The 13116-nt window shown below is 72.6% G+C and carries 14 protein-coding genes; 9 read left to right on the plus strand and 5 right to left on the minus strand.

Annotated features, from left to right (window positions below):
* Positions 1-69: 69 nt before the first annotated feature.
* Together AB0P17_RS18050 and AB0P17_RS18055 are read right to left on the minus strand one after the other, a co-directional pair.
* Complete coding sequence (locus AB0P17_RS18050; RefSeq protein WP_365812034.1) at positions 70-519, minus strand: ATP-binding protein; 450 nt, start codon at positions 517-519, stop codon at positions 70-72.
* Positions 520-948: 429 nt separating this feature from the next.
* Positions 949-1941 (minus strand): hypothetical protein, encoded by a 993-nt coding sequence (locus AB0P17_RS18055; protein ID WP_365812233.1) that lies wholly within the window; start codon positions 1939-1941, stop codon positions 949-951.
* Between the two features lie 166 nt (positions 1942-2107).
* Here AB0P17_RS18055 and dapE point away from each other — a divergent pair, with 166 nt between their 5' ends.
* Complete coding sequence (gene dapE, locus AB0P17_RS18060; protein WP_365812036.1) at positions 2108-3187, plus strand: succinyl-diaminopimelate desuccinylase; 1080 nt, start codon at positions 2108-2110, stop codon at positions 3185-3187.
* Between the two features lie 339 nt (positions 3188-3526).
* Entirely contained in the window at positions 3527-4276 is a 750-nt protein-coding gene (locus tag AB0P17_RS18065; RefSeq protein WP_365812038.1) for a TIGR00730 family Rossman fold protein, read from the plus strand.
* 99 nt (positions 4277-4375) lie between these two features.
* Here the strand turns inward: AB0P17_RS18065 and folP are convergent, their stop codons facing one another.
* The gene (gene folP, locus AB0P17_RS18070; RefSeq protein ID WP_365812040.1) at positions 4376-5254 is read right to left on the minus strand and encodes a dihydropteroate synthase; all 879 of its coding nucleotides are present in this window, start codon (positions 5252-5254) and stop codon (positions 4376-4378) included.
* Between the two features lie 245 nt (positions 5255-5499).
* On the opposite strand from folP, the gene AB0P17_RS18075 reads away from it, so the two are divergent.
* Positions 5500-5853, plus strand: coding sequence for a hypothetical protein (locus AB0P17_RS18075; protein ID WP_365812041.1), 354 nt, complete (start codon positions 5500-5502; stop codon positions 5851-5853).
* A complete protein-coding gene (locus AB0P17_RS18080) occupies positions 5850-6446 on the plus strand; it encodes a DNA-3-methyladenine glycosylase I (protein ID WP_365812043.1) in 597 nt (198 codons plus the stop codon). The genes AB0P17_RS18075 and AB0P17_RS18080 overlap by 4 nt, the downstream gene beginning before the upstream one ends.
* A 118-nt stretch (positions 6447-6564) precedes the next feature.
* Here AB0P17_RS18080 and AB0P17_RS18085 read toward each other — a convergent pair whose 3' ends face one another.
* The gene (locus AB0P17_RS18085) at positions 6565-7368 is read right to left on the minus strand and encodes an enoyl-CoA hydratase-related protein (RefSeq protein ID WP_365812045.1); all 804 of its coding nucleotides are present in this window, start codon (positions 7366-7368) and stop codon (positions 6565-6567) included.
* A gap of 313 nt (positions 7369-7681) precedes the next feature.
* Between AB0P17_RS18085 and AB0P17_RS18090 the strand changes: the two genes are divergently transcribed.
* Positions 7682-7849 (plus strand): DUF3117 domain-containing protein, encoded by a 168-nt coding sequence (locus tag AB0P17_RS18090; RefSeq protein ID WP_003966491.1) that lies wholly within the window; start codon positions 7682-7684, stop codon positions 7847-7849.
* A 159-nt stretch (positions 7850-8008) separates the two neighbouring features.
* Here the strand turns inward: AB0P17_RS18090 and AB0P17_RS18095 are convergent, their stop codons facing one another.
* A complete protein-coding gene (locus AB0P17_RS18095; protein WP_365812234.1) occupies positions 8009-8710 on the minus strand; it encodes an O-methyltransferase in 702 nt (233 codons plus the stop codon).
* Positions 8711-8839: 129 nt separating this feature from the next.
* On the opposite strand from AB0P17_RS18095, the gene sigE reads away from it, so the two are divergent.
* The 4 genes from sigE to AB0P17_RS18115 all read left to right on the plus strand — a co-directional run bounded on the left by sigE (position 8840) and on the right by AB0P17_RS18115 (position 13050).
* On the plus strand, positions 8840-9598 hold the full coding sequence (gene sigE, locus AB0P17_RS18100; protein WP_365812046.1) for an RNA polymerase sigma factor SigE: 759 nt from the start codon (positions 8840-8842) through the stop codon (positions 9596-9598).
* On the plus strand, positions 9595-10494 hold the full coding sequence (locus AB0P17_RS18105; RefSeq protein ID WP_365812048.1) for a zf-HC2 domain-containing protein: 900 nt from the start codon (positions 9595-9597) through the stop codon (positions 10492-10494). Before sigE ends, AB0P17_RS18105 begins: the two co-directional genes overlap by 4 nt.
* A 90-nt stretch (positions 10495-10584) precedes the next feature.
* Positions 10585-12357, plus strand: a complete 1773-nt coding sequence (locus AB0P17_RS18110) for a trypsin-like peptidase domain-containing protein (RefSeq protein ID WP_365812050.1) — start codon at positions 10585-10587, stop codon at positions 12355-12357.
* Between the two features lie 138 nt (positions 12358-12495).
* Complete coding sequence (locus tag AB0P17_RS18115; protein ID WP_365812052.1) at positions 12496-13050, plus strand: sec-independent translocase; 555 nt, start codon at positions 12496-12498, stop codon at positions 13048-13050.
* Positions 13051-13116: the final 66 nt, after the last annotated feature.

Here is a 13116-nt window from a genome sequence, read left to right on the forward strand (position 1 = left end):
CACCACGCAGCAGATGGGCAACGCGCTGGGGCTCGGACTGGTGTCGGTGGTGTTCTTCGGCGGTACCGGTCAGCCGATCGGCAGGCCCTTGACCGGGAGCTGTCCCAGCGGAAGACCGCCCTGGGCGGTCTGCCGGGCCGGGGCCGCGCCCTCCGTGGCGGTCTTCGCGGTCTCGCCCAGTACGGTGCCCGCGCTGCCCGCGGTCTCGCCCGCCGTCTTCTGGACGGCGGGGGGCGCCGTCTTGACGGCCTTGCCGACGGTCTTGCCCGCGGCGGGCACGCCCTTCGCGACGGCCGCGCCGCCGGTGCTTCCCACGGCCTGGGTGGCCTTCTGCGCCCCGCTGTCGACAGTGCCGCCCACGGTGGCGCCGTCGAGCGCAGTGACCGCGCCCAGATCGGTGGTCTGCGGAAGTGCCGCCGCGCTCGCCGACCCGGCCGCGCCGATCACCGGGGCGGCGCCCGCGGCGATGAGCAGCGCGGCACGGGCGATCCGACGGGTGAGGGGGAGGTTCGCGGACATCTTGGCTCCTTGGGGCTTGAGGGCAACGGTGTGATGCGTGTCGCTTGTCCGTCGATCGGCAGATCGGCAGATCCGTCGATCGGACGTCGTGACAACACCTCGAACGGCCCCGGAGGATGCGGTGAGCGCGGGTAAAGAGTAGGTAATGCGCGCGGGGGGTCGCTGCGGATAAAATCGGGTAAACGGTGCGGTTCCGGGATGTTCGCAGAATCGTCACTTCCCTTGTCCCGCAAGCGAATCACCGCATCTGACCGCTGCTTCGGGGCGGCCGTCGGGCCGGGGATCCAGGCCGGTGCAGACTCGCCCGTCCGGGTGACGGCTCGTACGGCTGGGCGTCCTGCCGTACGACTGCCGCGCCGTGCCGTACGGCTGCCGCGCCATGCCGGTACGGACGACCAGCCGGTACGAATGACCAGCCGGTACGGACGACTAGCGCGCCGTGCTGATACGGACGACTTCCGCACCGGAAGCGGATCCGCCGGCGTCCGTGCCGGACGTCCGGCTGCCCGCGGAACCGTCCGCCCGCTGCCACCCCTGGTCCGCGCGCCCGGCGCGCCACACATGGCCCGCGTAGGTCACCTTGTCGATCCGCAGCACCGAGGACTGGGCCACCGCCCAGTGCGCCAGCTCCCAGCCGCGCCGCGAGGCCGCACCGCCGTCCGCGGATCCGCCGGAGTCACCGGAACCACCCGAACTGTCCGACCCGCCCGCCTGACCGGCCACCGAGGCGCCGCGCTCGCCGCCCGTGCCGGTTCCGGCCTCGGCCGGAACCGGCACGGAGACCTCGTGCGCGGCGTCCGCGGGCCGTACCTCGGCCCCGAAGTCCCTGGTCAGCGCGGCCCGTACCTTCGCCGGGTCCCCCGGCGTGCTGCCGGACGGCACCGAACAGGTCAGCGACGCGGCGGACCGGCCGGTGAGCGCGGCGGCCAGCAGCGTGGCGTCCGGCTCGTGCTTCGCGTACGCCTGCGGGAAACCGCTGCGCTGGACGCGCTGCGCCGCCTCCGTGAGGGGCAGCCGCGAGTAGCCGGGAACCTTGACGAGGTGGTCGTAGAACTCACCCGCCGAGTAGACCGGGTCCCGGATCTGCGCGATCGTCCCCCACCCCTTCGACGGGCGCTGCTGGAACAGACCGACCGAGTCACGGTCACCGTGGTCGAGATTGCGCAGCGCGGACTCCTGGAGAGCGGTCGCGAGCGCGATGGTCACCGCGCGCTCCGGCAGTCCGCGCCGGGTGCCGACGGCGGAGATCGTGGCCGCGTTGGCCGCCTGCTCGGGTGTCATCTCGTACGTCGAGCTGCCCTGGCCGGCGTCGTCCCCGGCGCGGGCCACACAGCGCGGGGCGCCTCCGCCGCCGCTCAGGTACTGCACCACCACATAACCGGCGACGGCCAGCAGCACGAGGAGAGCGCCCGCGGCGCGCATCAGACGGCCACGGCCGAAGGAAGCGCGCGAGGGGGAGGCGGAGGGGGAGACGGGCTCGGGCACGGGCCCACCGTACTGGAGTCGGACGGCCCCGGCCGCCCGGTCGGGCGGAGCCGTCGCGATGGCGTAGGGCCGGGGCGCCGGCGGGGCGTATTAGGGTCGAAGCATGCCTGAGACCCCGCTCGACCTCACCCTGGACGGCCCCGCGCTCACCGCGTGGCTGGTCGACTTCCCCTCGGTCAGCGGGGAGGAGAAGCCGCTCGCCGACGCGATCGAGCAGGCGCTGCGCACGCTGCCCCATCTCACCGTCGACCGGTTCGGCAACAACGTCGTGGCGCGGACCCGGCTCGGGCGCGCCGAGCGGGTCGTCCTGGCCGGACACATCGACACCGTCCCGATCGCGGACAACGTGCCCTCCCGGCTCGACGCCGACGGGGTGCTGTGGGGGTGCGGCACCAGCGACATGAAGTCGGGCGTCGCCGTACAGCTCCGTATCGCCGCGACCGTCCCCGCCCCCAACCGCGACCTGACCTTCGTCTTCTACGACAACGAGGAGGTCGCCGCGCACCTCAACGGACTCGGGCATGTCGCGGAGGCCCACCCCGACTGGCTGGAGGGCGACTTCGCCGTACTGCTGGAGCCCTCCGACGGCGAGGTCGAGGGCGGTTGCCAGGGCACGCTGCGGGTCTTCCTCCACACGGCGGGGGAGCGGGCGCACTCCGCACGGAGCTGGATGGGGTCCAACGCCATCCACGCCGCCGCGCCGATCCTCCAGCGCCTCGCCGCCTACGAGCCGCGCCGGCCGGTCATCGACGGGCTGGAGTTCCGCGAGGGGCTCAACGCCGTACGCATCGAGGGGGGCGTCGCCAACAACGTCATCCCCGACGCCTGCACCGTCGTCGTCAACTACCGCTACGCGCCGGACCGCGGCGAGGAGGAGGCCCTGGCGCACGTCCGCGAGGTCTTCGAGGGGTGCGGCGTGACGGAGTTCACCGTGGACGACCACTCCGGCGCCGCCCTGCCCGGCCTCTCGCACCCGGCCGCCGCGGCCTTCATGGCAGCTGTCGGCGGGACGGCGCGGCCCAAGTTCGGCTGGACGGACGTCTCGCGCTTCGGCGCGCTCGGCGTGCCCGCGGTCAATTACGGGCCGGGCAACCCGCTGCTCGCCCACAAGCGGGACGAGCGGGTCGCCGTCGAGCGGATCACGCACTGCGAGGACCGGCTCCGGGAGTGGCTCACGCGCTAGGCCCTGTCTGAAAAATCCCGCCTGGCTCGCGACGCCTGGCACGCACACTCGCTGCGTTGTCGGAGTCGCCCGAGTACGTCCAGTACACGGGCGATCCTCCGCCTTGCGATTGCACGCACCAGACGCCGCGCGCCCCGCCCCAAGGGGCGGACGGCGCTATTTGTCAGACAGGGCCTAGGGCACGCGAGCCCGGCAAGATCCAGACGGCAGCGCCCAGATCCCGGTCCTCGCCCCGGCTCATCCCCCGGGGGCCTGATCGACTGCCGGAATTTCGCCGTTTGTCACGTCCGCCGATCTACCCTTGCCCAGAACAACGCACAGCAGCGGAGGGAGCAGCTCATGGGCATGCCTGACGGAGCGCGCAGGCCGGAGGAACAGCGGCTCGGACCGGTGATCCGGCGACGCGAGCAGGTGCAGCCCGGCACGACCGATCAGCGGCTGCTGGACACCGAGGGCGACTCGGAGTGGGTGCACACCGACCCCTGGCGGGTGATGCGGATCCAGTCGGAGTTCGTCGAGGGCTTCGGCGCCCTCGCCGAACTGCCCAGCGCCATCGCGGTCTTCGGCTCCGCGCGCACCCCGGCCGGCACGGTGGAGTACGAGGCGGGCGTGCGGCTCGGCGGTGCGCTGGTCGACGCGGGCTTCGCGGTGATCACCGGCGGCGGCCCCGGTGCCATGGAGGCGGCGAACAAGGGGGCGCGGGAGGCGTCGGGCATCTCCGTCGGGCTGGGGATCGAGCTCCCCTTCGAGCAGGGGCTCAACCCGCACGTCGACATCGGCGTCAACTTCCGTTATTTCTTCGTCCGCAAGACGATGTTCGTGAAGTACGCGCAGGGCTTCGTGGTGCTGCCGGGCGGCCTCGGCACGCTGGACGAGCTGTTCGAGGCGCTCACCCTGGTGCAGACCCGCAAGGTCACCCGCTTCCCGATCGTGCTGTTCGGCACGGAGTACTGGGGCGGTCTGGTCGACTGGCTGCGGGACACGGTCGTGGGACAGGGCAAGGCGTCCGAGAAGGACCTGCTGCTCTTCCATGTCACGGACGACGTGGAAGAGGCGGTCGCGCTGGTCACGAAGGAGACCGGCAACTGAGGGAGACCGGCCACCGATCCTCGCCGAGTGATCCCCGACGAGTGATCCCCGCCGGGTGATCCGAGCCGGGGGCGACCTCCGCTCCGCCGCGGTGCTCGTTCAGGCGAGGCCGCGGCGGGCCACGGCGGGCGGCCGGTGGCCCGCGAGGGACGCGACCATGTCCACCACCTGCCTGGTCTCCGCGACCTCGTGGACGCGGTAGACGCGTGCGCCGAGCCACGCCGAGACCGCGGTGGTCGCCAGCGTGCCGATCAGCCGCTCCTTGACCGGCCTGTCGAGCGTCTCCCCGACGAAGTCCTTGTTGGAGAGCGAGACCAGCACCGGCCACCCCGTCTCCGCCATCTCGCCGAGCCTGCGGGTCGCCTCCAGCGAGTGCCGGGTGTTCTTCCCGAAGTCATGGCCCGGGTCGATCATGATCGCGTCGCGGCGTACCCCCAGCTCCACGGCGCGGTCGGCCAGTCCCAGCGTCACCCGCAGGATGTCCGCCATCACGTCGTCGTACGCGATCCGGTGCGGCCGGGTCCGTGGCTCCGCGCCGCCCGCGTGCGTGCACACCAGCCCCGCGTCGTACCGCGCGGCGACCTCCGCCAGCCGGGGGTCCACCCCGCCCCAGGCGTCGTTGAGCAGATCGGCGCCCGCCTCGCAGACCGCCTCGCCGACCTCGTGGCGCCAGGTGTCGACGCTGATCACCACGTCCGGGTAGCGGCGGCGCACCTCCGCGACGAAGCCGACCGTACGGCGGGCCTCCTCCTCGGCCGTGACCTCCTCGCCGGGGCCCGCCTTCACCCCGCCGATGTCGATGATCGCGGCGCCCTCGGAGACCGCCTGCTCGACCCGGTCGAGGGCCGGCTGGTCGCGGAAGGTCGCGCCCCCGTCGTAGAAGGAGTCCGGAGTCCGGTTGACGATCGCCATGATGACCGGCTCGTGCGGGCCGAACTCCCGGCGTCCCAGCCGCAGCGTCCCGTCGGTGGCGCGCATCCCGTGGTTCCTCCCAGCGTTCGGTACGTCCGCGGCCTCAGTCCTGTCGTCCGTTGTCCGTTGTCCGTTGTCCGATGTCCGTCGTGCGCCGTGCGTCGTGCGTCGTGCGTCGTACGGATCTCACCGGGCTCGGCCGGACGACAGGTCCTGGGGCCGGAACCGACCCTAACCGTCTTCGGCGGCGCCCGGTGTCAGTGGCTCGTGGCACGATCGGCACTGGACGTTTCCTGCCCGGGGAGAAGCTCGTGTTCTTGTTCTTGCTCATCGCGATGGTCGTGGTCGTCGCCGCTGTCACCCTCGCCGTCGTCGGAGGGGGCGACAGCGCGGTCCTGCCGGAGGCCGCTCCGGAACGGCTGGTGGACCCGCTGCCGGTGACGCGCCCGGTGGGGCGCGCGGACGTCGAGGCGCTGCGGCTGCCCGTCGGGGCCCGCGGCTACCGGATGGCGGAGGTGGACGACGTGCTCAGCCGCCTCGGCGCGGAGCTGGCGGAGCGGGACGCGCGGATCGCGGAGCTGGAGTCCGCGCTCGCCGGCGCGCAGGCGACGGCCGTCTCCTCGCCCGACCTCTTCAAGAAGCCGGGAGAGGAGAGCGACCGATGAGCGAGCTCCCCGGCGGTGCGGTGGCGGGCCCCGACGGCCGGCCCCGCTGCCCTTGGGGCGTCTCCACGGAGGACTACCTCGCGTACCACGACGAGGAGTGGGGCCGTCCGGTCCACGGCGACGACGCCCTGTTCGAGCGGCTGAGCCTGGAGGCCTTCCAGTCCGGGCTGTCCTGGATCACGATCCTCCGCCGCCGCGAGGGCTTCCGCGCGGCGTTCGCCTCGTTCAAGATCGCGTCGGTGGCGGAGTTCACCGACGCCGACCGCGAGCGGCTCCTCGCGGACCCGGGCATCATCCGCAACCGAGCGAAGATCGACGCGACCCTGGCGAACGCGCGCGTGCTGACCGACTGGCCCGCGGGCGCCCTGGACGAGCTGATCTGGTCGTACGCGCCCGAGGCGGCCGGGCGCCCGGCCCCGGTGACGACGGCCGACGTCCCGGCCGTGACGGACGAGTCCACGGCGCTGGCGAAGGCGCTGAAGAAGCGCGGCATCCGGTTCGTGGGCCCGACGACGGCGTACGCGCTGATGCAGGCGTGCGGCCTGGTCGACGACCACCTGGAGGCGTGCGCGGCCCGCCGCCGGACGGCCTGACCCGATACCGACCGGCGCGGGCGTCCCGGGCCGGCCGCCCGCGCGGGCGGCCGGCATCGAGGGCCGGCATCGGGGGGCGTGTACGCGTGTATCCGTGTACCTGTGTACCCGTGCGGCCTCAGCGGCCCACGTACCGCGGCTTCTCCTTCGCGAGGAACGCGCGCACGGCGATCCCGTGGTCCTCCGACATGCCCGCCCGGGTCTGGAGTTCGTCCTCCTTCTCCAGCGTCTCGGCCAGTGAGTGCTCCGCGCCGTACGCCAGGGACTCCTTCAGCGCCGCGTACGCCACGGTCGGGCCCGCGGCCAGCTCAGCCGCCACCCGGGCGGCCGTGGCCGCCAGGTCGGCCGCCGGGACCAGCCGGTCCACCAGGCCCCATGCGTGGGCCTCCGCCGCCGGTACCGAGCGCGGGAAGAGCAGCAGTTCCGTCGCGCGGCCCCGGCCGATCAGGCGGGGCAGCGTCCAGGAGATGCCGGAGTCGGCTGTCAGGGCCACGCCCGCGAAGGATGTCGTGAACGCGGCCGTGTCCGCCGCGATCCGGTAGTCCGCCGCCAGGGCGAAGCCGAGGCCCGCGCCCGCCGCGACGCCGTTGATCCCGGCGACGACCGGCTTTTGCATCCCGGTGATCGCCCGGACGATCGGGTTGTAGTGCTCGCGCACCGTGCTCATCGTCTGACCGGCGCCGGTCCTGGCGTCCTCCGCCAGCAGCGCGGTGTGCTCCTTCAGATCCTGGCCCACGCAGAACGCCCGGGACCCGGCGGCGGTCAGCAGCACGCCCCGCACGGCGTCGTCGTCCCCCGCCGCCGTCAGCGCGTCACGGAGCGCGACCTTGGTCGCGACGTCCATCGCGTTCATGGCCTCGGGCCGGTTGATCGTGATCGTTGCGAGTCCGTCACTCACCTCGTAGAGCACGGTGTCGGCCATGATCGGGTCTCCTTCGCGGCTCGGGCGGTCCTGTCCGGCCCCAGCATGGCGGAGATCACCGGCGCCGGGCATGTGACCTGCGTCTAAGAAAGTCGGCCGCCGGCGGAGCACGCGGCGGCGAAGTATCGCAGCCGGATCCCCGAAATGCGGCGTTTTGCGAGAGCGCGTTGCGTAAGCGATGCCGTCCGATGTTGGTCATCGGCTCCCGCCATGCGGGATAATGGGCTGGAAGCAATGTGTTCGATGCCGGTGACACAGCGCCTGTCATGGGGCCGCCGGCTGCGATGAGCTGGTTTCAGGAAGGGGAACGAGCATGGCGGCCATGAAGCCGCGAACGGGCGACGGCCCGCTCGAGGTGACCAAGGAGGGGCGGGGCATCGTCATGCGCGTTCCGCTCGAAGGCGGCGGTCGGCTTGTCGTCGAGCTGACTCCGGATGAGGCGGATGCGCTCGGCGACGCGCTGAAGAAGGTCGTCGGCTGAGCGGAACGATCACGGTCTTCGGGGTGTGGAGTCACCCCCGGACGAACAGTCCTCTGCCCCGGTACGGATCAGTCCGTACCGGGGCAGAGGACTGTTCGCCGTACGTACGGGGGCTGGCCGGACCGCCCGCCCCGGGAGCACGGGCCCCTCCCGGAGGACTCAGCCGCGCCGTACCGCGCAGAGCAGACCGTCCCCCACCGGCAGCAGCGTCGACTGGAGCTCCTGGCTCTCCCGAACGGTCCGCAGCAGCTCCCGCAGCCGCAGTACCTCCGAGGGCTGGGCCGCCGAGTCCACCGTCCGGCCGTTGGCGAAGACGCCCTCGAAGCAGACCAGACCGCCGGGCCTCAGCAGCCGCAACGATTCAGCGAGATAGTCGAGGCACTCCAGCCGGTCCCCGTCGCAGAAGACGAGGTCGTACGCGCCGTCCGCGAGCCGCGGCAGTACGTCCAGGGCGCCGCCGGGGATGAACCGTGCCCGGTTCCCGGTGAAGCCCGCGGCGCGGAACGCCTGCCGGGCGAACTGCTGGCAGTCGGGCTCCGTGTCGACCGTGGTCAGCACGCCGTCCGGGCGCATGCCCTCCAGCAGGTAGATACCGGAGACACCGGTGCCCGTGCCGATCTCGGCGACCGCCTTCGCGTCCAGCGTGGCGGCCAGCAGACGCAGCGCGGCGCCGGTGCCTGGTGACACCGAGCGGAGCCCTGTCTCCCGCGCCCGTTCCCGGGCCCAGTGCAGAGCTTCGTCCTCGGCGACAAAGGCGTCGGCGAACGCCCAGCTCGTCTGCCGGTTGGCGGTAATGACCCTCTCCTTGTCCCCGTTGGCGGCGCAACGGTGACTGTATCCGCTGCGCCCGGGAACCCGCAGATGGGACCGGGCGTTAAGAAAGGCAGAGCGCGAGGCGGGTGAAACCCCCGAACAGCCCCTGGAAGGGGCCCGGGACCGCCTCCAAATTCACGTAAAGATTCTTATCCGGAGCTAACGGGCGGAGTGGCTATGGTAGGGGCTCCACTGGACACCACCAGAGCCGACAGGGGAGGTGCGGCTGCGCCTGTGGATCGGGGAGGAGTGCTCCGGCGCTTTCTCAGGTCAGCCGGCGAGCCGAAATCCGTGACCAACATTGCTGACCGTTCCCGCTCCACCGACTCCGCAGTTACGGCGACCTTCGCATCGGATGCGGAATCGCAGGCGTGGACGCCTCCCAGCTGGGAGGAGATCGTCAGCACGCACAGCGGACGTGTCTACCGCCTCGCGTACCGCCTCACCGGCAACCAGCACGACGCCGAGGATCTTACCCAAGAGGTCTTCGTGCGGGTCTTCCGGTCGCTGTCGACCTACACGCCCGGCACGTTCGAGGGCTGGCTGCACCGCATCACCACCAACCTCTTCCTCGACATGGTCCGCCGCAAGCAGCGGATCAGGTTCGACGCGCTCGGCGACGACGCGGCGGAGCGGCTGCCCAGCCGTGAGCCCTCGCCGCAGCAGGTCTTCCACGACACGCACTTCGACGCGGACGTCCAGCAGGCGCTGGACACCCTCGCGCCCGAATTCCGTGCCGCCGTGGTGCTCTGCGACATCGAGGGGCTGTCGTACGAGGAGATCGCCGCCACGCTGGGCGTGAAGCTCGGCACCGTACGCAGCAGGATCCACCGCGGCCGTTCGCACCTGCGCAAGGCCCTCCAGCACCGTTCCCCCGAGGCCCGGGCCGAGCAGCGCGCCTTCGCGAGCGTGGCCGGGGAGGGCGGAGCGGCGTGAGTGGCACAGGGCCCACCCCCGCCGAGCAGCATCTGGGGGACCGACTCGCCGCCTTGGTGGACGGGGAGCTGGATCACGACGCGCGTGAGCGCGTGCTGGCCCATCTCGCGACCTGTGCCAAGTGCAAGGCGGAGGCCGACGCCCAGCGCCGGCTGAAGAACGCGTTCGCGCAGGCCGCCCCGCCGCAGCTCTCGGCGGGGCTGCTCGCACGGCTCCAGGGGCTGCCCGGCGGCCCCGGTTCCGGACCCGGCTCCGGGGATGACGACGACGGAAAAGGGCTCTTCGACGGGGGGCGCTTCGGTGACGGCGCCTTCGGCGTCAGAACGGACGGCTTCGGCTATGTCCCGGCCGGATCGGGCGCCGGGCTGCTGCCGGGCGGCTCCGGCTTCCGGATCCACGAGGTCGCCCGCCCCGGCCCGCGGCGGGACGAGGAGCGCTCCCCGTGGCGCGGCCGGCGGTTCGCCTTCGCCGCGGCCAGTGCCGTGTCGTTCGCCGCGATGGCCCTCGGCGGGACGATGCCGCTGGGCACCGCCGCCGATGTGCAGCCGCGCGGCGCGGGCAACAGCGTGACCCCCATGCGGGCCCCGGGCCCGACGGCCCCGGCCTCCACCATCAGCGACTCCTCCCGCCGCCAGGGCGGCGGAACGTCCTCGCGCTCCGCCGACCGGCCCGCCGGCACCGCCCCGGCCGGTGTGCTCCAGTCGCAGATGCTCTCCGAGCACCCCTTCTCGCAGGGGCTGCTGACGGGTGCTTCGCCGCTGCCGTGGAGCGGGACCACGGGCTCCGCCGTCCGGTTCGACGACGGGACGCCGGAGGCCGGTTCCCCGGACACCCCCGATCCCACCCGGATCGACGCCCCGACGCTGCCTTCCACGCCGCTTTCGGCCAGGCGCTGACCGGTTCCCTGCGCGGACATTCGTAAACCTGGTTGAATCCAGGGCAGGGGTGCCCCTGTCAGGGCACGGAACGGTAGTTGCGGGGAGAGCATGGACGACGGGAAGCCGACCGGACCGAAGGCGAAGTGGTGGAGCCGGCCCTCCGCGGTCGGCGCGCCGCCGCAGGAACCCGACGGGCCGTCAGGGCCGGCGGGAAGCGCCGAGGTCACGGCGGAACTGCCCGCGGTGACGGCGGAACCGCCGGCCGCACCGCCCGCCGGACCCTCCGCCGAGCCGCCCACGGCACCGATCGCGCACGTGGAGCCGGTCGCGCCTACGGAGCCGGTCGCGCCTACGGAGCCGGTCGCGGCCCCGGCCGGGCCGCCCGCCGAGCCGTCCGCCACCGCCGCCGGGCACCCCGCCCCCATGGCGCCGCCCGTCGCGCCCGAGCCGTCGGACGCGCCCCCGGAGCGGCCCCGGCCGCTGCATGAGCCCGACGCCTACAGCACCCCGCCGTACGGCGGCCCCGGTCCCTGGGCCCCCGCGCCCCCGGTGCAGCTGCCGACCCCCGCGGGCGGCACGCCGATGCCGCCGCCGTACCCCGGCCCGGGCGCCCCTCAGCAGCCCCACGTACAGCCCCATCAGCAGCCGCCCCTCCAGCCCCAGCCGCCCCTCCAGCCGCAGCCCGTGCCCTCCCAGTGGCTCCAGTACGACCCCTGGAGCGCCCCGGGAAGCCGGCCCCTCACGGCGCCCGGCGAGCCGGCCCCGAAGCGGCGGCGGGCCGGGGTCGCCGCCCTCGTGCTCGTCGGGTTCGCCGCCTGTGTCCTGGGCGGCGCGGTCGGCGCGTACATCGAGCGCAACGGCGGCCTCACCCGTGTCGAGCTCCCGCAGGCCGGCCCCGAGGCCGCCGGGCGGGCGCCCGACAGCGTCGCGGGCATCGCCGCCAGCGCCCTGCCCAGCGTGGTCACCCTCCATGTCAGCGGCGGCGGCGAGCAGGGCACGGGCACCGGCTTCGTCCTCGACCGGCAGGGCCACATCCTGACCAACAACCACGTCGTCCAGCCCGCGTCCACCTCCGGCTCCGGCGGCGAGATATCCGTCACGTTCAGCGGCGGCGAGACCGCCCGGGCGAAGCTCGTCGGCAAGGACAGCGGCTACGACCTCGCCGTCGTCAAGGTCACCGGTGTGTCCGGGCTGAAGCCGCTGCCGCTCGGCAACTCCGACAACGTCCAGGTCGGCGACCCGGTGGTGGCCATCGGCGCGCCCTTCGACCTCTCCAACACGGTCACCTCCGGCATCATCAGCGCCAAGGAGCGCCCCATCACGGCGGGTGGCGAGAAGGGCGACGGCAGCGACATCAGCTACGTCGACGCCCTCCAGACCGACGCCCCCATCAACCCCGGCAACTCCGGCGGCCCGCTGGTGGACGCCCGGGCCCGCGTCATCGGGATCAACAGCGCCATCCGCGCCGCCGACAGCGGTACGGGGCTCGGCAGCGGCCAGTCGGGGTCGATAGGGCTCGGCTTCGCCATCCCCATCAACCAAGGCAAGCGCGTCGCCGAGGAGCTGATCAACACCGGCAAGGCCACCCACCCGGTGATCGGCGTGAGCCTCGACATGGAGTACGGGGGCGACGGCGCCAAGGTCGGCGCCAAGGCCGCCGACGGCGGCCCCGCCGTCACCACGGGCGGCCCCGGCGCCAAGGCGGGCATCAGGCCCGGCGACATCATCACCGAGGTCAACGGGCAGCGGGTGCACAGCGGCGAGGAGCTGATCGTGAAGATCCGCGCCCACCGCCCCGGCGACCAGCTGGAACTGACCCTCGTACGGGACGGCGACGAACGCACCCTCAGTCTGGTTCTCGGCTCCGCGGACGGCACCTGACGGTCACCGGAAGGTACCGCCCGGACAGTTCGGGCAGGTACCGTGGAGCGGCCCGGCCCCCGCCCCACCTCGACCCCGTACGGACCAGGACGGTCCCGTCCCCGTCCGGCGTGCATGGAGAACACAAGGAGCAGCAAGGTGTTCAACGACATTGGCGCCCTTGAGGTGATCACGATCGCCGTCCTCGCCGTGATCGTCTTCGGTCCGGAGAAGCTGCCCAAGGTCATCCAGGACGTCGCAGGCTTCATACGGAAGGTCCGTGAGTTCTCCGACAACGCCAAGGAGGACATCCGTTCCGAGCTGGGACCGGAGTTCAAGGACTTCGAGTTCGAGGACCTCAACCCCAAGAACTTCGTCCGGAAACAGCTCATGGACAACGACGAGCTGGGGCTCAAGGAGCTCCGCAGCACGTTCGACCTCCGCCAGGAGATGAACGACATCGCGGACGTGGTGAACGGCCGGGAGAGCGACCCGGACGAGCTCGACGCGCCGGAGACGCCCGCGCCCGCCATAAGCGCCGCCAACGGATCGGCCGTGAACGGATCGTCGGCGGGCGGTACGTCCGTCGGGGGGACCGGCACACCCGATCTCCTCAAGAAATCCCCCACTTCTCCCCAGACGCCCGACCTGCTCAAGAAGCGCGAAAAGCCCGTTCCGGTCGAACGGCCCCCCTTCGACTCGGACGCCACCTGAGCACGACCAATCCCTACGAGTCGGGAGCGGGTGGCTATCCTCCATCTGTCCGGCAGCGGAACGCCC

It is taken from the genome of Streptomyces sp. NPDC088124 (genome assembly GCF_040685895.1).
Classification (GTDB): domain Bacteria; phylum Actinomycetota; class Actinomycetes; order Streptomycetales; family Streptomycetaceae; genus Streptomyces.

Excerpts from the sequence above, each read along its gene's own strand:
- AB0P17_RS18065 (WP_365812038.1), top strand. The coding sequence starts at position 3,527 with ATGGGCATGCCTGACGGAGCGCGCAGGCCGGAGGAACAGCGGCTCGGA.
- AB0P17_RS18055 (WP_365812233.1), bottom strand. The coding sequence starts at position 1,941 with ATGCGCGCCGCGGGCGCTCTCCTCGTGCTGCTGGCCGTCGCCGGTTAT.
- folP (WP_365812040.1), bottom strand. The coding sequence starts at position 5,254 with ATGCGCGCCACCGACGGGACGCTGCGGCTGGGACGCCGGGAGTTCGGC.
- AB0P17_RS18110 (WP_365812050.1), top strand. The coding sequence starts at position 10,585 with ATGGACGACGGGAAGCCGACCGGACCGAAGGCGAAGTGGTGGAGCCGG.
- dapE (WP_365812036.1), top strand. The coding sequence starts at position 2,108 with ATGCCTGAGACCCCGCTCGACCTCACCCTGGACGGCCCCGCGCTCACC.
- AB0P17_RS18050 (WP_365812034.1), bottom strand. The coding sequence starts at position 519 with ATGTCCGCGAACCTCCCCCTCACCCGTCGGATCGCCCGTGCCGCGCTG.
- AB0P17_RS18085 (WP_365812045.1), bottom strand. The coding sequence starts at position 7,368 with ATGGCCGACACCGTGCTCTACGAGGTGAGTGACGGACTCGCAACGATC.
- AB0P17_RS18080 (WP_365812043.1), top strand. The coding sequence starts at position 5,850 with ATGAGCGAGCTCCCCGGCGGTGCGGTGGCGGGCCCCGACGGCCGGCCC.
- AB0P17_RS18090 (WP_003966491.1), top strand. The coding sequence starts at position 7,682 with ATGGCGGCCATGAAGCCGCGAACGGGCGACGGCCCGCTCGAGGTGACC.
- sigE (WP_365812046.1), top strand. The coding sequence starts at position 8,840 with ATGGTAGGGGCTCCACTGGACACCACCAGAGCCGACAGGGGAGGTGCG.